General features: G+C 67.3%; 10 protein-coding genes and 1 tRNA gene. 3 read left to right on the top strand and 8 right to left on the bottom strand.

What is annotated here, in order from left to right; genetic code table 11:
- Positions 1-89 precede the first annotated feature (89 nt).
- From J2S97_RS22605 to J2S97_RS22590, 4 genes are all read right to left on the bottom strand, one after another.
- Entirely contained in the window at positions 90-1,250 is a 1,161-nt protein-coding gene (locus tag J2S97_RS22605; protein ID WP_307052174.1) for a globin domain-containing protein, read from the bottom strand.
- Positions 1,251-1,408: 158 nt separating this feature from the next.
- Positions 1,409-1,858, bottom strand: a complete 450-nt coding sequence (locus J2S97_RS22600) for an RrF2 family transcriptional regulator (RefSeq protein ID WP_307052173.1) — start codon at positions 1,856-1,858, stop codon at positions 1,409-1,411.
- Positions 1,859-1,878: 20 nt separating this feature from the next.
- Complete coding sequence (locus J2S97_RS22595) at positions 1,879-2,349, bottom strand: hypothetical protein (RefSeq protein WP_307052172.1); 471 nt, start codon at positions 2,347-2,349, stop codon at positions 1,879-1,881.
- Positions 2,350-2,359: 10 nt separating this feature from the next.
- On the bottom strand, positions 2,360-3,778 hold the full coding sequence (locus J2S97_RS22590; protein ID WP_307052171.1) for a phosphomannomutase/phosphoglucomutase: 1,419 nt from the start codon (positions 3,776-3,778) through the stop codon (positions 2,360-2,362).
- A gap of 149 nt (positions 3,779-3,927) precedes the next feature.
- On the opposite strand from J2S97_RS22590, the gene J2S97_RS22585 reads away from it, so the two are divergent.
- Entirely contained in the window at positions 3,928-6,117 is a 2,190-nt protein-coding gene (locus J2S97_RS22585; RefSeq protein WP_307052170.1) for a RecQ family ATP-dependent DNA helicase, read from the top strand.
- Positions 6,118-6,211: 94 nt separating this feature from the next.
- Entirely contained in the window at positions 6,212-7,657 is a 1,446-nt protein-coding gene (locus tag J2S97_RS22580; RefSeq protein ID WP_307052169.1) for an MFS transporter, read from the top strand.
- A gap of 25 nt (positions 7,658-7,682) precedes the next feature.
- Here the strand turns inward: J2S97_RS22580 and J2S97_RS22575 are convergent, their stop codons facing one another.
- From J2S97_RS22575 to J2S97_RS22565, 3 genes are all read right to left on the bottom strand, one after another.
- Positions 7,683-9,272 (bottom strand): phytoene desaturase family protein, encoded by a 1,590-nt coding sequence (locus J2S97_RS22575; RefSeq protein ID WP_307052168.1) that lies wholly within the window; start codon positions 9,270-9,272, stop codon positions 7,683-7,685.
- A gap of 113 nt (positions 9,273-9,385) precedes the next feature.
- A tRNA-Ser gene (locus J2S97_RS22570) sits at positions 9,386-9,473 on the bottom strand.
- A gap of 113 nt (positions 9,474-9,586) precedes the next feature.
- Entirely contained in the window at positions 9,587-11,878 is a 2,292-nt protein-coding gene (locus J2S97_RS22565; RefSeq protein WP_307052167.1) for a prolyl oligopeptidase family serine peptidase, read from the bottom strand.
- A 61-nt stretch (positions 11,879-11,939) separates the two neighbouring features.
- Between J2S97_RS22565 and J2S97_RS22560 the strand changes: the two genes are divergently transcribed.
- Positions 11,940-13,928, top strand: coding sequence for an FAD/NAD(P)-binding protein (locus J2S97_RS22560; protein WP_307052166.1), 1,989 nt, complete (start codon positions 11,940-11,942; stop codon positions 13,926-13,928).
- Positions 13,929-14,149: 221 nt separating this feature from the next.
- On the opposite strand, the gene J2S97_RS22555 is transcribed toward J2S97_RS22560, so the two are convergent.
- Positions 14,150-18,739, bottom strand: a complete 4,590-nt coding sequence (locus tag J2S97_RS22555) for an ExeM/NucH family extracellular endonuclease (RefSeq protein WP_307052165.1) — start codon at positions 18,737-18,739, stop codon at positions 14,150-14,152.
- Positions 18,740-18,772 lie beyond the last annotated feature (33 nt).

Raw genomic sequence — 18,772 nt, 5'->3', positions numbered from 1 at the left:
TGGACTCTAGACAAGCCCCACTCCACCCGGAGGTCTTCTTCATGTCACCAAACCACGCCGAGCGTCACTAACGTACGTGGTCAATACAGCTAGCTCGCCAGCCAGATGTCCGGGCCGAAGACTTCGTAGTGGATCTTCGTGGCGGGGATTCCCGCATTGATGGCTTCGTTGCGGATGTGCTTCATGAACGGCAGCGGCCCGCACAGGTACAGTGACGCGTCGGCCGGAAGGTCCACTTCCCGCAGCGACATGAAGCCGGCGTTGGAACCGGACTGCGGTTCCTCCAGCCAGAGCTGGAGGTCTGCCCCCTCGAGGCGTTCGACGTCGTCCGTCATCTGGGAGCGCAGCGCCCAGGACTCCAGGTCGCTTTCCGCGTGAAGGACCAGGACCTGGCGGTCCGAACCGGCGTCCGCCAGGGAGCGCAGGATGGACGCGGTCGGCGTGCAGCCGATGCCGGCGGAGGCCAGGACCACGGGGCCCTCGCCTTCCTTGAGCGTGATCTCGCCGTAGGGGTTGGAGATCTCGAGGATGTCGCCTACCTGGACGGTGTCGTGCAGGACGGGGGAGACTTCGCCGCCGTCGTCCTTCTTGGTGGTGAAGCTGCGGCTCGTGCCGGCATCGCCGGAGAGCGAATACTGGCGGACCTGGCGCAGCCCGTCCGGGAGGGTGACCTTGACGCTGACGTACTGGCCGGGCAGGGCGGGCGTGATGGGGGTGCCGTCGGCCGGTTCCAGGGTGAAGGTTATCGAGCCGGTGCCGGCGGGGGTCTTGGCGGCGACCTTCCAAGGGCTCCACATCGTGCCATTGGCCTGTGCGGCGTAGAGGCCCTTTTCGAGCTTGATCAGGGCGTCGGCCATCAGCCAGTAGACCTCGGTCCAGGCTTCGGCGATTTCCGGGGTGATGACCTCGGCCAGGTCTTCGGCGATGGCGGCGAAGAGGTGCTCGTAGACCACCTGGTACTGGGGTTCGGTGATGCCGAGGGAGGCATGGCGGTGGGCGATGCGGGCGAGCACGGTCTCCGGCAGGGTGCCGGGGTTGTTCACCAGGTGGGTCGCGAAAGCGGCGATGCTTCCGGCCAGGGCCTGCTGCTGGTTGCCGTTGCGCTGGTTCGAACGGCTGAAAAGTCCGTCCAGCAGTTCGGGGTGCGCCGCAAAGAGCCGGGCGTAGAACTTGGGGGTGATTTCGCCGATCCGGGAACCGACCAGCGGCAGAGTGGCCTCGATGACGGGGCGGGATTTGTCCGAGAGCATGCGTACTCCTGAGTTAAGGGCCCGGGGCGTACATCCGGACCGCGTTCAATACCTGTATTTGAAATACAAGTATTTATACCTAAGTTCTACACGTCGTAGAAGACATATCAAAATCGGGGGGGCGGTTCCGGAAATGGCGGGGGGCAGGAGACCGGGAGTCAGAGCCCCGGGCGTAGCCCGATCGCTTGGAACACCGGCGCCATCTGGCGGGATCCGGGGAGGGTGGACACCACGATGTCGTCGAGTTCGCGGTAAAAGGCTTCACGTGCGCGGGAGAGGGCACCGCGAAGCCGGCATTCGTTGATGAGCGGGCAGTCGCCATTCAGTGAATGGCAGTCGGCCGGATCCACGCGGGTGTTCAGGAGCCGCAGCAACTGGCCCACGGTGGCCCTGCGTCCGGCGGCGTTGAGCCTGGAGCCGCCGTTCCGGCCCCGTTCGACGTCGATCACGCCAAGTTCACGGAGTTTGGCCATGGCCTTGCTGACGTGGTTGTAGGGGGTGCCCACGGCGTCGGCGATGCTCTGGGTGGTCAGCAGGTTGCCGTCCGGTGCAGCTGCCAGCACCATCATGGCCCGCAGGCTCACGTCCGCGAAGGCATTGATCTTCATGTCATCAACCTAGTGGAGGTCTAGTCCACCCAGATGGCGGGCTCGTTGGAATCAGCTGAAAGCTGCCCGAACTCCCATTCGCGTGACTCGGTGTTGGGTTCGTAGGGCAGGACGGCGGCGAACACGGAACCGTCGCGGTGCTCGGCCGCCACGTGGATGGCATCCGTGTCCTCTTCCAGCAGGGTGATGTCGCAGACCACGGCAGCGGCGCGGAATTCGTCCCGGTTCTGCCGAAGCAGTTCGGTGAGGTCGCTGATCATCGTATCGGCATCGAATTCACCCTCCGAACCGTCCTCAGCGTCCGCAGGGGTGACGGCGACGAGGCGCACCTCGCCGTCGTTCTCCACTACCAGGGCGAAAGGCAGGAACCCGCCATTGCGCCCGAGCTGCTCCTGGGCCGCACCGACACCGGTGCCCAGCAGGTTTTCCAGGTCGATGGCCGTGGCCTCGGGCACGGAATCCCGCCATGGTGTTCCGGGAAGTTCAGTCATGCGGGCGGGCCTAGCCGTTGACCAGGGCCAGCACGCGGTCGCGGATGCGTTCCATCGTGGGCCTGTCCGTGGCCTCGGCGTTAAGGCGAAGGAACGGTTCGGTGTTGGACGGGCGCAGGTTGAACCACCAGCTGCCGTCGCGGGCAGTGAAGGTGCTTCCATCCAGCAAGTCGACATCGACGTCCTCGCCGGCAAAATCGGCGCGTACGCGCTCTACGGCGCCTGCCTTGTCGTCAATTTCAGAGTTGATTTCCCCGGAGGAGACATAGGGTTCGTACTCGTGGCCGAGCTCGGACAGCGGGCGGTCCTGCTCGCCGAGGGCGGCAAGGACGTGCATGGCGGCCAGCATGCCCGTGTCTGCATTCCAGAAGTCGCGGAAGTAGAAGTGCGCGGAGTGCTCCCCGCCGAAGACGGCGCCTTCCTCGGCCATGACGGCCTTGATGAACGAGTGCCCGACCCGTGTGCGGACCGCGCGGCCGCCGTCGTGTGCCACGAGTTCCGGGACGGCCTTGGAGGTCAGCAGGTTGTGGATGATGGTGGGGGTTTCCTCGCCCTGCGCCTTGGCTCTGGCGATCTCGCGGCGGGCCACCATTCCGGTGATGGCTGACGGCGAGACGGGGTTGCCCTTCTCGTCGATGACGAAGCAGCGGTCAGCGTCTCCGTCAAAGGCAAGCCCGATGTCCGCGCCGTGCTCGACGACGGCAGCCTGCAGGTCCAGCAGGTTTTCCGGTTCGAGCGGGTTGGCCGGGTGGTTCGGGAAGGAACCGTCCAGCTCGAAGTAAAGGGGAATGATGTCGAAAGGCAGCTTAGGCAGGAGGGCGTCGCCGAGCACAGCCGGGGTTGTCAGGCCAGCCATGCCGTTGCCGGCGTCCACAACCACCTTAAGGGGTCGGGAACCCTTGAGGTCCACAAGCGTGCGCAGGTATTCGGCGTAGTCCTTCAGGACATCGTGGACTCCGATGAGTCCGCGCGTGGCGGCGGCCGGGATGGATCCGGCGTGGAGGTAGTCCTCCGCGCGTGCCTGAATTTCCTTCAGGCCCGATTCCGAGGAGATGGGCTGGGCTCCGGCCTTGGACATCTTGATGCCGTTGTACGCGGCGGGATTGTGGCTGGCGGTGAAGGTGGCACCGGCCGCGTTGAGCGCACCGCAGGCGTAGTAAAGCTCGTCCGTGGAGATGAGGTCCAGCAGCTGGACGTTTGCCCCGCGGGTGGCGGCACCGTTGGCGAAGGCTTTGCTGAACTCGGGGGAGGAGGGGCGCATGTCGCCGCCCACCAGGACAGTCTGGCCCTCGAGCTTCAGGACATCCACGAACGCGGCGCCTACGGCTTCGACGATTTCGGCGGTAATCGATTCGCCCACAATGCCACGCACGTCGTAGGCCTTGAACGATGCCGAAAGGTCAAAAGTCTTTGTCTGGTCGCTAGTCACGCATTCCATCTTACGGTGAAGCACAGCGCGGCTGTGGAGGAGTAGTTGAGTTACGCGGGCGCGCCGTGCATGCCCGGGTTTGAAATCTGCTGTCCACATGGCCGGAGCCTGAACTTCCCGGCTGTCAGGGGGGCTGGGATACTGAACCAATGGCCAATAACCAGAATGCTGCTGTCCTTTCCGCTTCCGCCGACCTTCCCGCGGGTGAAACGGGCACCCGGGACCAGGCCCTGGAAGTGCTGAGAAGCTTGGTGGGACATCCCGAAGCCCGCTTTCATGACGGCCAGTACGAGGCCATTGAGGCACTGGTCGACGGCGGACGCCGCGCCCTCGTGGTGCAGCGCACCGGCTGGGGAAAATCGGCCGTCTACTTTGTGGCGTCGCTGCTGCTCAGGCGCCGCGGAGCCGGCCCCACACTGATCGTCTCGCCGCTGCTGGCACTGATGCGGGACCAGGTGGCGGCAGCGGCCAGGGCAGGCGTCCGCGCGGTCGCCATCAACTCCGCCAACCAGCTGGAGTGGGCTGCTGTCCGCGGGCAGCTGGCTGCGGACGAGGTGGATGTGCTGCTTGTTTCGCCGGAGCGGCTCACCAATCCTTCGTTCCGGGAGAACCAGCTTCCGGAACTGATCCGCCGCACAGGGCTCCTGGTGATTGACGAGGCACACTGCATCTCGGACTGGGGCCATGACTTCCGCCCTGACTACCGTCGCATCGCCGACCTCATCAAACAACTTCCGGAGACCGTGCCCGTGCTGGCCACCACCGCAACCGCCAACTCCCGCGTGGTTCACGACATCGAGGAACAGCTGGGCGACGGCGTGCTCACCATCCGCGGCGCCCTGGGCCGTGAATCGCTCCGGCTCGGGGTGCTGAGCCTGCCGGACTCCCGCGACCGCCTGGGCTGGCTGCTGACGCACCTGGCAGACCTGCCGGGCAGCGGCATCATCTACACCCTCACAGTCTCCGCCGCCGAGGACACCGCGCGCCTGCTCGCCGAGGCCGGTCATGAGGTGCTCGCCTACACCGGGCGCACGGACCCCGCGGACCGTGAACGGGCGGAGCAGCTCCTCAAGGACAACGAGGTCAAGGCGCTGGTGGCCACCTCGGCCCTGGGCATGGGCTTCGACAAACCCGACCTGGGCTTCGTGGTGCACCTGGGCGCTCCGTCCTCCCCGGTGGCCTACTACCAGCAGGTGGGCCGTGCGGGACGTGGCGCGGCGAACGCCGATGTCCTGCTGCTGCCCGGCTCGGAGGACCGCGACATCTGGCAGTACTTCGCCACGGCATCCATGCCGTCGGAGGAAAAGGCCGCGGCGGTCCTGACCGCGCTGGCCGAAGCCGGTGCCGCTGTTTCCACTGTGGCCCTCGAAGCCCGCGTGGACCTGCGGCGCACTCCGCTGGAACTGCTGCTCAAGGTCCTGTCCGTGGACGGTGCAGTGGAGCGTGTGGGCGGCGGCTGGCGTTCCACCGGCCAGCCCTGGACCTACGACGCCGAACGGTACACCCGCATTGCCGAGGCCCGGGTGGATGAGCAGGATTCCATGGTGATCTACCAGGACACTGCCGGCTGCCGGATGGAGTACATCACCTCGGTCCTGGACGATGAAACCGCCCATGCCTGTGGCCGCTGCGACAACTGCGCCGGACGCTGGTTCCCGGCGGACGTCGCGTCAGCTGCAACGGAAGCGGCGGGGCAGACGCTCAGCCGTGCCGGGGTCGCATTGGAGCCCCGCCTGCAGTGGCCCAGCGGCATGGACAGGCTCGGCGTGACCGTCAAGGGCAAGATCAAGCCGGATGAAAGCCTGGCAGAGGGCCGGGTGCTTGCCCGCCTGACTGACCTCGGCTGGGGCGGTGCGCTGCGGGAAATTTTCGCGTCCGGCGCTGCGGACCGCGAAGTCGACCCCGCCATGCTCCAGGCCTGCGTCCAGGTCCTCCGCGAGTGGGGCGCCGGAAACGGGCGCAACCCCGGCTGGAGCGGAGCAGGACGTCCCGCAGCCATCGTCAGCGTCCCCTCGCGGAGCAAGCCCGGCCTGGTTGGCTCCCTGGCGAGGGGCATCTCCGAGATTGGCCGCATACCGTACCTGGGCGAGCTGCAGCTGGAGCACGGCGGACCCACCGGCGGGCGCGGGGGCAACAGCGCCTACCGGCTGGCGGGCGTGTGGGAACGGTTCGCTGTGGGGCCCGGGCTGGAGACTGCCATGGCCGGCATCCAGGGGCAAAGCATCATGCTGGTGGATGACCTCACGGACAGCCGCTGGACGGTAACAGTTGCCGGCCGGGCCTTGCGCCGTGCCGGGGCCGGGGCCGTGCTTCCGCTGGTGCTGGGACAGGCAGGCTAAGGCTCCGCCGGCCGGGCCCCGTAAGCGGCGGACTTATTCTGGCACCATGCCTGGCACGCCTATAGGATCGGCGAATGAGTCCAGGCCGGGAGCCATGAGCGAACCACAGAGCAACGCCGCTTCGGCTGTCCGCCCGGAGTGGCAGCCCCGGCTGGCCCTGCTGGTTGCTGCGACCTTCTTTATGGAGTTCCTGGACGGCACGGTACTGACCACAGCCATCCCCAGCATCGCGGCGGATTTCGCCGTGGCGCCGGCGGACGTCAACATCACCATGACGGCCTACCTCATGACGGTGGCCATGGGCATTCCGGTCAGCGGATGGCTGGCCGAACGCGTGGGCGCCCGTCGTGTTTTCTGCGCCGCCATCGCCGTGTTCACCATTGCTTCGCTGCTGTGCGCGCTGAGCCAGGACCTCTCCATGCTCACCGTCAGCCGGGTCCTGCAGGGCGCAGGCGGCGCCATGATGGTGCCGGTCGGGACGCTTGTGGTGCTGCGCCGGACACCCAAGGAAGACCTGCTCCGCGCCACGGCGTATCTGGTGTGGCCCGGGCTGCTGGCGCCGGTCCTGGCGCCGCTGGTCGGCGGGGCGCTGACCACGTTCCTCTCGTGGCACTGGATCTTCCTGATCAACATTCCGTTGGGACTGGCCGCGTTCATAGCCGCCCTGCGCCTGGTTCCGCAGGGAGCGGGCGACCAGTCCCGGCGCCTGGACTGGGTGGGGCTGCTCCTGACCACGCTGGGCGTGGGCGCCCTGGTGGTGGGGCTCGAACTCGCCACCGCCCACGCCTCGGAACCCTTCGGGGCGATCAGCGTGGCGGCAGGCTTCGTGTCAATTGCGGGGGCGGTCCTGTGGTTGCGGCGCACCAGCAACCCGCTGTTCCAGCTGAACGTCTTTGCCACCCGGACATTCCGGGCAACGTCCACCGGTGGGTTCGTCTACCGCCTTACCATCAGCGCTGTCCCGTTCCTGCTGCCGCTCATGTTCCAGGACGGTTTTGGGTGGGATCCCCTGCATGCGGGCATCATGGTGGCCGCCGTCTTCGTGGGCAATATCGGCATCAAACCGGCAACTACGCCGCTCATCCGCAGGTTCGGCTTCAAGCCCGTCCTCGTCTTCGCATCGCTCGCGTCGGCCGCAACCTTTGCCCTCTGCGCCCTGCTGGATGCAGGAACGCCGGAACCGCTGATCTTCGCCTTGCTGGTCTGCAGCGGCGCGTTCCGCTCCATCGGCTTCTCGGCGTACGCTTCCATTCAGTACGCCGACATCGTCCCCGGTCAGCTGCCTTCCGCCAACGCGATTTCGGCCACCCTGGTCCAGCTTGCGGCCGGTGCCGGGATCGCCGTCGGCGCACTGTTCCTGCGGCTCTTCGCCGCCCCCGGCGCCTTCGGGGCAGATCCTGTGGCGCCCTACCGGGGCGCATTCCTGGCCATCACGGTGCTGATGCTGCTCAGTACCGCTGACAGCCTGGCGCTGCCCCGGCAAGCTGGCGCCGAAGTCAGCAGGGGACGTTCCGGGGCGCCCAAGACCGCGAACCCCTAAGCCCGAAACCCTGATCGGCGGACCGCTAGGACTCCAGCACCGCCTGGGCGGCGTTGTGGCCGCCAAGGGCGCTCACTGCGCCGCCGCGCCGTGCTCCGGAGCCGCACAGCAGGATCCGGGGATCGTCGGTGGCCACGCCCCAGCGCCGGGCGGGGGTGTCCAGCGGCGCGTCGTCCTCGGCGAACGGCCAGTCGAGCCCGCCGTGGAAGATGTTGCCTCGGGGCATGCCCACCGCACGCTGAATATCCAGCGTGGTTTTGGTTTCGATGCACGGGGTTCCGTCGGCGCCGGTCAGCAGCAGCTCCTCGATCGGCTCCGCCAGCACCGAATTGAGGGATTTCACGACGGCGGCCTGCAGCGCCGTGCGCATCTGTTCGTTGTTCTCCGCCGTGATGAGCCTGTCCGGAACGTGCAGCCCGAAGACAGTCATGGTGTGGGCGCCGGAGGCCTGCAGCTCCGGCGAGAGGATGGTGGGATCGGTCAGCGAATGGCAGTAGATCTCGCACGGCAGCGGATCCGGGACTCTGCCCTGCTCCGCTGCCAGGTAGGCACCGTCCAGCTGGGCCCAGGTTTCATTGATGTGGAACGTGCCGCCGAAGGCCGCTTCCGGGCTGACGCCGCTGTCCAGCAGCCGCGGCAGCCGCTTGAGCAGCAGGTTCACCTTGACCTGTGAACCCTCGCGCCGGTGGTTCGGGTTCGCGGGCTCCCCGGTGCTGCTGCCCCGCAGCCTGTCCAGGACTGCGGGCGCGACGTTGGACAGGACCCAGTCCGCGGAGACTGAGTGCTCCTGGACTCCATGACGGTAGTCCACCGAGCCGCCGGACCGGACGGCCGTGACCTCGGCCGACGTCAGGATGGTGGCGCCGGCTTCGCGGGCGGCGCGCTCGAGCTCGTCCGAGACAGCCCCCATGCCGCCGATGGGAACATCCCAGTCACCGGTGCCGCCGCCCAGGAGGTGGTAGAGGAAGCAGATGTTCTGCTGGAGGTCCGCGCTGTCCGCCCTGGCGAAGGTCCCGATCAGCGCATCCGTCAGGACCACGCCGCGCACCAGGTCGCTTCGCAGCCTGCCGGCAATGGCTTCGCCAATCGGCTTCTCGATCAGCGATTCCCACACGTCCCCGGCTCCGGCCGCTGCGGCCAGCCGCTTCGCCTCCGAACGCGTGAGCAAAGGGGAGGTCATGGTGGGCCACAGCGCACCGGTGAGCTTCCGGCATTCCGCGTAGAAGTGTTCAAAGGCCGCGGCCTCGGTGGCCGGCGCCCCCACTGCAGCGAAGGATGCAGCCGTGGCCCCGGGGTCACCGTTGTCGACCAGGAGTCCGCGGCCGGGACTGCCCGGGTCCGGCGCATAAGAGGAGTAGCGGCGCCGTGCCAGCCCGATCTGCAGGCCGAGGTCGTCAATGATTTCCTGCGGCAGCAGGCTCACCAGGTAGGAGTACCGCGAAAGCCGGGCGTCGACGCCGTCGAACGCCTGGGCGGAAACGGCCGCGCCGCCGGCGTGGTCCAGTTTCTCCAGCAGCAGGACGTCCCGCCCGGCCCTGGCCAGATAGGCGGCGGCCGCCAGCCCGTTGTGCCCGCCACCGACAATAACCACGTCATGATTGCTGCTGCCCGCCATCCGGCTATCCTGCCATCCCGGGCGCCTTCCCGGCGGAAGCAAACGCGGAAGGTCCGGAGCGCGCAAGATCCGGGGAACGCAAAAGGCCCCGGTCCAAGGACCGGGGCCAAACGCGGAGACGGGGGGATTTGAACCCCCGGTGGAGTTGTGCCCCACACTTCATTAGCAGTGAAGCCCATTCGGCCGCTCTGGCACGTCTCCAATTGCTATTCCTAGCCCACCAAGGATACGCAGAACGGGGCATTCAGTGCAAAACGGCACGAAACGCGCGCGCCACGGCCGCCCGCCAGCCGCCGTGGCGCTACCCCGCGGAGCTACGCCTCGGAGTGTCCCGCCAGGGAACGCCACAGGAAATGCTGGCTCCGGCTCTGCAGGGCGGCCGCCTGCCGGTTGTCCGAGGCGCCGGCGTGTCCGCCCTCCAGCGCCTCGTGGAACCAGACATTGGGGATGCCCATGGCCTGCATCCGGGCCGCCATCTTGCGGGCCTGCACCGGACCCACGCGATCGTCGGAGGTTGCGGTCCAGATGAAGGTCTCCGGATAGTCCACGCCGTCGCGAAGGAGGTGGTAGGGCGAGAACGTCCGGATGAACTCCCACTCCTGGGGCACATCCGGATCCCCGTATTCAGCGATCCACGAGTAGCCGGCAGACAGCTTGGTGTAGCGGCGCATGTCCAGCAGCGGCACCCCGCAGGACACGGCGCCGAACAGCTCCGGGTACTGCGTCAGCATGTTGCCGACCAGCAGGCCGCCGTTGGAGCCGCCCACGCACCCGAGCCGCTCCCTGGACGTGACCCCGCGCGAGATCAGGTCCCGGGCCACGGACGCGAAGTCCTCGAACGCCCGGTGGCGCTTCTCCTGCAGCGCGGCGCGGTGCCACGACGGCCCGTACTCGCCGCCGCCACGGATGTTCGCCACCACGTACACGCCGCCGCGGGTTTGCGACGGGGCGCCTTCTCCCGTCCCTTCGGCTCCGCCCGGTGATTCCGTCCGCCGTTCCAGCCAGGCCCGGCCGATTGCGCCGCTGTAGGCAGGCGTCCGGGAGACTTCGAATCCGCCGTACCCGGACAGCTGCGTGGGGTTCTGTCCGTCGAGCACCAGGTCCTTGGAAGCCACCTGGAAGTACGGGACCCGGGTGCCGTCGTCGGACACAGCGAAGTGCTGCTGGACCTCGTAGGCGGCATCATCAAAGTAGGACGGCGAGGTGCGGATGACGGCGTGTTCGCTCACAATGTCGCCTTCGCCGGTACGGCGCAGCGTCCCCCGGGTCAGCGTGCTGGGCGTGGTGAAGCCGGTGGCCACGAGCCAGAAGTCATCCCCTGCACCTGGAGCTTCGCCTTCCGGAACGGTCACATCGCCGCCGGTGCCGTCGTCGTCGTCCGAGTCACCGGCGTCGTCCTCGTCGTCAACGGCGAAAGCGTTGACGTCATGCAGCGGCGGGCAGGCGTCCAGCAGTGTGGACGCCCAGGCCGAATCGGTTCCGGGCCGTTCCGGGTCCAGGACACGGATTTCCGACGAGACGTCCCGCAGGAGGTTGAGCAGAAGGAAGTTCCGGGTCCAGCTCCAGGACTGCAGCGACGTGTGCGCATCCGGAGTGAACAGGACCTGGAGTTCGCGGCTGCCCGCAAGGTAGTCCTCGAAGTCCGCGGCGAGCAGCGAGCCGGCGGGGTACATGGTTCCGTTGACGTCCCAGTCTCCCTGCGGGCGGAACAGCAGCCACTTGCGGTGCACGCTCAGGTTCACGTCGGTCGGGGCGTCGATAACAACCCATGCGCCGTCCCGCAGCACGGACGTGTTCCTGTTGAAGAAGCTGATCCAGTCCATGGCGAAGGTTCGTTCGTACCCCGGCGTGGAGTCATGGGCAACCAGCGCCATCATGTGGTCCTCGGGGATTTCAAAGACCTGTTCGGCGGACGCGAGCGACCCGCCGCGGGGTAGCTTGACGGCGGTGCGCGCGTAGGACGATGACGTCTTGGGCATACCGTCGGCGGTGCTGGCCACCAGCAGCGTGTCCCTGTCCAGCCAGGAGGCGTTGCCCTTGGCCGTCGGGAGGTCGAACCCGCCTGACGCCGGGTCCACGAAAGTGCGGGTTTCGACGTCGAACTCGCGGTAGCGGTTGGCGTCGCCGCCGTCGGGGGAGAGAGCCAGCAACGCCAGCCGGTGCGGTTCGCCGGCTGCTGCCGGGCGGAGGAAATTGGCGCCGTGGAAGACCCACTCCTCGCCTTCGGCAGCGGCTAGGGCATCGACGTCCAGCAGCACATCCCATTCGGGCGCCCCGCTCCGGTAGCTCTCCCAGGACGTCCGGCGCCACAGCCCCTTCGGGTTCTGCCCGTCACGCCAGAAGTTGTAGTACCAGTCGCCGTGCTTGCCCACCATGGCGATCTTGTCCGTGGAGTCCAGCACCTCCAGGATGCGGCTTTCGAGCCTGGCGTAGTCGGCATCCTCGAGCAGGTCCTCGGTGCGGGCGTTCTGTTCACGTACCCAGGCCAGCGGTTCCTCGCCGTAGACCTCCTCAAGCCAGATATTCTCGTCGGTCGGTTCGGGCGCTTTTCCGTTCGGGGAAGGGGCGCCCGACGCGGGCTGGTGATCAGCTGCTGTGGTGGTCATGGCCCCTACGAAACAACATCGGCGCGCAGCTAGCAAGTCACATGCGGATACTCTGGAGGGCGTGGGCACATCGCAAAGCATCCGGACGGCACTAATAGGGGCCGGACCCCGCGGCACCAGTGTCCTGGAACGCCTCCTCGCCAACTGGCGGCTCAGGAACCCCTCAGTTTCCGGACCCGGCGGCGCTGCGGGCCTCCACATCGATGTGGTGGATCCCTACCCGGCGGGGCCGGGCCACGTGTGGCAGCCCGGCCAGTCGAGGCTGTACCTGATGAACACGCAGGCGTTCTATCCCACAGTCATTCCCGAGGACCCTGAACTCGCGGCGCCCGTGGCGGGCGCCACCTTCGACAAGTGGCGGGCCGCGCAGCAGGACCACCCGCTGGCCTCGCTCACCGAGGACGAACGCGCCGAACTGTCCGGCCTCGGATCAGAGGACTTTCCGAGCCGCGCCCTCTACGGGCGGTACCTGAGCTCCACGCTCGACGATCTGCTGGCACACCTTCCGGACGGAGTGACCGTCCGGTTCCACCGCACCATTGCCACAGCTGTCCGGCCGGCAGGCAACGGAAGGTTCGACGTCGAACTCGAGGACGGCGGGCCGCTCACCGTCGGTTCCGTGGTACTGGCCCTGGGGCACCTCGAGTCCAGGCTTAACGCCGAACAGCGCGAGCTCCAGTCAGGTGCCGGCCAGCTGGGGCTCCTGTACCTGCCGCCGGCGGCACCCGCCGACGTCGACTGGTCTGTGGTGCCCGCAGGCCAGCCCGTGCTGGTGCGCGGCATGGGGCTGAACTTCTTCGATGTCATGGGCCAGCTCACCGAAGGGCGCGGCGGGAAGTTCGTGGCAGCGGAAGCCGGCCGGGGACCGGCCGCGGGTCCCAGGCCGGTCCGGACCGAACTGGAGTACATCCCGTCCGGCGACGAACCGCGGGTTATTGCCGCGTCCCGGCGCGGGACACCCTACCGGGCCAAGGCGAACCTCGCGGGGTACTACCCGGCTGGCGTGACGCTCCGGTACTGCACCGAGGGCGCCGTGGCGCGGTTCGCGGCAGCAGGAATCACCCCCGGCTTCGATCACGACATCTGGCCGCTCCTGCAGCGCGACGCCCTCTGGGCCTACTACTCCACCCTGGTCCGCACCCGGCCGGACGCCGTTACCGACCCCGGAGAGTTCCTGGCCCTGCTCCAGGAGGCAATGCGGCCCCACGCCCACAGCGTTTCCCACTGGGAAGCCGAAGCCGACGTCCTGATCGCCAAGCATGTGGCGCCGGACCAGCGCCTGAACCTCCCGGGCCTCGCAGCCCCCTTGGCCGGACGGTCTTTCGCGTCGCGGGGGGACGTGGATTCCGCCGTCGTGGAATACCTGCTCGATGACGCCCGCCGCTCGGCCCTGGGCGAGGACGACCCGGTAAAGATGGCCATCGGCGCGCTGCACCACGGCAGGGCGGTGCTGAAAACGGCAGTCGCCGACGGCGGCATCACCGATGAGTCCTGGGTCGCCGGCCTCCGCGGCTGGTTTGAATCGTTCGTCGAAGGCCTGGCCAGCGGGCCGCCGGCCATCCGGGCGGAGCAGCTCGCAGCCCTGGCCCGGGCGGGAGTGGTGAGTTTTGTGGGTCCGGACCCGAAATTCGCACTCGACCGCAATACCGGCACTTTCTCGGCGGCATCTCCGTGGGTCCGTGACGGGGCCGTCCATGCCCGCACCATGATCGAGGCATTGGCTCCCGCGAACAGGGTTGCCGTGAACGTGTCCCCGGTGCTGGAGCAGCTCCTGGCCCACGGCCTGGTGCGGCCACGCCTGATGATGACGGTGGAGGGGACTCCGGTGGAGACCTCGGGCCTCGATGTCATTCCGCACCCCTACCGGCCGGTGGGCGCGAACGGATCCGTCACCGAGGGGCTGTTTGTGCTGGGCCTGCAGCTCTCGGCCGCGCAGTGGGGCACGGCCATTGCCGCCGAGTCGCGTCCGCAGAGCGGGCCGGTGTACCGCAGCGGCCAGCGGACACTCCGCGACGCCGACGAGATCGCCCGCCACATCCTCGACCGCTGACCCCTGCCCCAAACGAAAACATGCCCCGCCCCCGGACCAACACCGCAGGACGCTCTCTCACTTCCTGCGCCCTTCTTGGCGACGCTCTCTCACTTTCGGTGCCTTTGGGCGAACGCTCTATCACTCGCCCCAAACGAAAACATGCCCCGCCCCCGGACCGGGGACTCCGAGGGGAATCCGTGGCCGGGGGGGCGGGGCATGTTCCTTGGCTGGCTTGGAAACTAGCCCTTCAGGCACTTCTGGTACTGGAGCCAGGCCAGGCCGTACCTGATCCAGCCCGGGAAGTCGTACCACTTGGTGGGCGGCACAGGCGCTGTGCAGACCGGCGGAACCGGGCCGCTGGGAACAACCTGGACAGCAGCCTTGACCGCGGTCCCTGACTCAGCCGCCGTGAGCACCAGGATCCCGGTGCCCGAAGCAGCGCCGGAAGGAACCTTCACGTCCACTGATGCCGCGCCTGCCGACACCGGGACGGTGCCGAGCTGTGTCACGGTGCCCGCGGTGTCCGTGAAGGCCGCCGAGAGCGACGTGTTGACCGGGCTGCCCAGGGAGGTGAGATCCAGCTTGGACACCGCCAGCGTGATGGAATCCCCGGCCTTGACCTCCGCTGCCGTGGTGTTCACAACAGCCACGGTGCGGCGGGCAAAGTCCGGCGAGACCGGATTGCGGTCCTGCAGGTACTTGATCCAGGCATCGCGGTCCACGAGGCCGGAGTCGTCGGTGCCGGCGCCTTCCTTGAAAATCCGGAAGTTGTCGCCGCCGGTAGCCAGGAAGCTGAAGGTGCCAACGCGGTAGGACTTGGCCGGATCGATAAGGGCACCGTTGACCCAAATGGACGTGATGCGGTCACCTGCGGCGCGGGCGGCGTCGTACGTGTAGTTGACGTTCTTGGACAATCCCAGCTGCTGGTAGGCGCGGCTGGGGACCGTGCCGTCCGGGTTGGTCTGCCACTGCTGCTCCAGGAGTGTCTTGAACTGTGCCCCCGTCAGGGACGTGGTCCAGAGGTTGTTCACGAACGGAAGCACGGCATTCGCTTCCGCGTACGTGATGGTCCCATCCGGCGCGAAGTACAGCTCGTTGCGCAGGCCGCCGGGGTTCACGACGCCGATTTCCGCGCCGCCGAGGTCCGGAGCCTTGAGGGCGTCCACGAGGGAGTCCGCCACGAGGTTGCCCAGGGTGGATTCGTTCGCGCGGTCGTCACGGGACGCCGGGCTGGTTGCCGTGGCGGGCGTGAAGGCGGTGGTGATATCGGCGGTGACCTTGCCGACCGGCTGGTTGCCGATCACAGCGGCGTCCGCCAGGGCCTTGTCGACGATCGTCTTCACTGCCGCCACGCGCGGGTACTTCGCCACGAGGTCAGCGGCCGTTTCCGTCTCTGTGGGCACGGTCCGCTTGACGTTGCCGGCCTTGTATCCGGTCACCTGCATCGTCGTCGTATCAACAGTCAGCTGGATCTGGCCGATGAACTCGCCGTAACTGCCGGTCTGCACGATGGGGCGGGTCCTGCCCGTCGCCTGACCGTTGGCATCCAGGACCGGGGCATCCCAGGAGTACTGCTTGTGCGTGTGGCCGGTGAAGATCGCGTCCACCTCGGGCGAGGTTTCGTTGACCAGCTTGGCGAAGGGGCCGCCGGCCGCCACTTCCTGCTCGAAAGTGGAGCCATCGGGGGTACCGGACCCGGCGCCGTCATGGTTTTCCACGATGATGACGTCGGCGAGTTTCTCGCCGGTGATCTTCGCCGCTACGCGGTTAATGGCCTCGACCGGATCCCCGAACTCAAGCTCGGTGATGCCCGCCGGGGTAACCAGCGACGGTACTTCCTGCGTGACGGTGCCGATCACGGCCACCTTCACTCCGTTCATCTCCAGCACCGTGTATTCCGGCAGGGCGGGTTCCGTGGTGCCCTTCTTGTAGACGTTGGCGCCGAGGTACGGGAACCTGGCGTTCGTTCCGCCTGCGACGACGCGGTCGCGAAGATCCGTCCAGCCGCCGTCGAACTCGTGGTTGCCTACCGCGGACGCCCTCAGCTCGAGGGTGTTCAGCACATCGAGGGTGGGCTGGTCCTTGGCCACCGCCGAGGCGAACAGCGAGGCCCCGATGTTGTCTCCCGCGGACAGGAACGCCGTGGCGCCGGCCGCGGCAGCCTCGCGGAGTTTTTCGATGGTTGCCGCGAACAGGACGGTGTTGGAGTCGATGCGTCCGTGGAAATCGTTGATGCCCAGGAAGTTCAGGTCAACGCTCGCCGGGGTGACCGGTGCGGCCGGCAGGTCCAGGCCCACCACCACGGGGTCGTGGTCGCTTGCCCTGTACTGGTCCGGCGCATAGTAGTTGGTCACATTGTTGTTATACCGGCTGTACTCCAGCGCCACGGACTCTACGGAGTTAATGTTCCAGATGTCGGCACCGGTGACCACGGCGTTCGCACCCGGCGACGCAAGGATGTGGTCCAGGGAACCCACGAGGCCACCAAAGAGGTACGAGTGCTTGGCGGTCCCGTCGGCGTTCCTGGCCTTCTCGTCCTGGTTGGCGTAACCGGCAGCCGTAAGGACGTTAATGGGGTCCTCCTTCGCGTAGGCGTTGAAGTCGCCCATCAGGAAGACCTTGTCGGTGCCCTTCGAAGACTGCAGTTCGTTCGAAAATGCGAGGAGGGATTTGGCCTGCTCGGTGCGGGCAAGGTTCGAGGCGCCCTGGCCCTTGTCGGTGTCCTCCGGAGTGGCAGCGGAGCCTTTCGATTTGAAGTGGTTGGCAATGGCGATGAACTTCTTGTCGTCGGGGGCGTCAACCGGTTTGAACACCTGCGCCAGCGGCTTGCGGGCACTCGCGAAAGCAGCTGTGTCATTGTGGATGACGGATTCGCCCACCGGTTCTGCAACGGCTTTCTTGTAGATGAACGCGGTGCGGATCATGTCCTCGTCAGCCAGCGGGGGAGCGTTGGCAGGGGTGCGGACGTAATCCCAGATGCCGGGAGTGGCAATGTTCAGGGCGTCCACCAGTTTGGCAAGGGCGTCGTCGCGGTCCTTGCCGAAGTGCGCCGAGTTCTCGACCTCCATGAGGGAGACAACGTCGGCGCCGGACTTGCCGATGGCCGCCACGATCTTGTCCTGCTGCCGCTTGAGGTTTTCGGCGTTTGCGGCACCGCGGGCGTCACAGCCGCCCTGGACCGTGATCGGGTTGCCGTCGCGGTCCCTGTAGAACGTGCAGCCGGTGAGCAGGTCGCCGGTGGTGGGGAAGTAGTTCAGCACGTTGAAGGAGGCAATCTTCAGGTTGCCTCCGACGGCGGCCGGGGCCCCGGCGCGGGTTGCGCCGAAAGTTGCCGGCTGGACGATGCCAGCGTTTTCAGGCGTCAGGTGGGTCAGCGGCTGGAACTTCCAGGCGTTGTTGGCGTAGCTGAGCACCACGTCGGTCTGGAACGTCACCGGCGAACCCACCCGGACGGGTTCCGCAGTGGTCAGGTACGGCAGCACCTGCGCCTTGGTCGTGGCGTCCTTGAGGAAGTTGGTGGTGGCGCCGTCGTCGAGCCTGATGCCGCGGGCGGCGTTCGCCGCCACGGTGGACGTGTAGTCAGCCGAACCGTACGGGGCGACGGCGGTGGGCTGTTCCAGCGGAGTGGTTCCGCCTGCCAGGCCGATTTCGCCGTACTGGTTCAGGGAGTAGTTGTCGGTGACGGTCACCGGGCCCTGCGGAGTCAGCAGCATGCCTTCAAGCGATTCGCGGAAGGCTTCGTCAGCCGGGAGGGTGAAGCCGGTGGACTTCACTTCCGGCGCAGCCTCGGACAGCTTTGCCAGGCCGGATGCGTCCGCCACGCTCACCTGCGTCATCCCGAAGAATTCACTGACCGTGCCGGTGATTTCGACGTAATCGCCGATCGTGACGGATCCGACGGCCGCGGGGGAGTAGATGAAAACAGCGTCCGACGCCGTGTGGCTGGCCGGCGTCAGATCGCCGCCCGTTCCCGGCGTCTGGACATAGAAGCCGGCGAAGCCGCCGGTGGGGAACGCCGCGGTCACCTTGCCCCTGGTGGTGACGGTGGCGCCGACGAACGGGCTGGCTGCACCGGAACCCTGGATTTCAGCGATGCTCCTGGCAGACGGGGCGGGAGGCGGATCCACAGGATCAGGGTCGACGGGATCCGGATCCACGGTGCCGCCGGCAGCAGCCGGGGTGATGGTGGCACTGAGCGCGAAGTCGACGGCGTTGTTGTTGCCGTCCGCTCCGTTGGAGCGGTTCAGGCTCTTGACGTCGGTGTTGCCTGCGGGGGCGGCTGCGGCCTCCGTCTCGAAAGTGTTGGATGGGCCGTAGCCCAGCAGGTCCGCAACGTTAGCCGGTTCGATCACCGAACCGGTGGCCAGCGGGCTGACGGCGGTGGCCTGCCTGGCGAGGATCAGCGTTCCCGCAGTCCCGGACGGGTTCAAACCGGTGGCAACGGCGTCGGGCGTCGGCAGCTCGGCCGCCGTGGAGGCGGCGCTGTTCGTGCCGCCCTGGACCAGGTAGTGCCCCTTCCCGGGGATGCTGCCGCTGAGGGCCGCGACACCGGTGGGCGCCGACGTGCCCGGGGCTGCGCGGTACTGGAGGGACCATCCGTCCAGTGATACGGGCGCATCAGAGGTGTTGTACAGCTCCACGAACTTGTGCTTGTAGGCTGCTCCGGCGCTGCCGCCGCTGAGGTAGGCCTCGTTGATGACAACGGGCGAGGTGCCTGCAGCGGCGGGTGAGACCTCCGCTGCAAACGCCGGGACGGCCGTCAACGGAGCGGCGATGAGCCCCGCTGACAACGCCGAGCCCAGCGCAATTTTCCAAGGTGTGCGTTTCATCCGCTCTAACTCTCATTAGGGTGCCCCGGGTAA

Origin of the sequence: Arthrobacter oryzae (assembly GCF_030812315.1) — a bacterium.
GTDB classification, from domain to species: Bacteria; Actinomycetota; Actinomycetes; order Actinomycetales; family Micrococcaceae; genus Arthrobacter; species Arthrobacter oryzae_B.
Note: the sequence above shows the minus strand (reverse complement) of the source record. Positions and strands in the feature narration are given on the sequence as shown.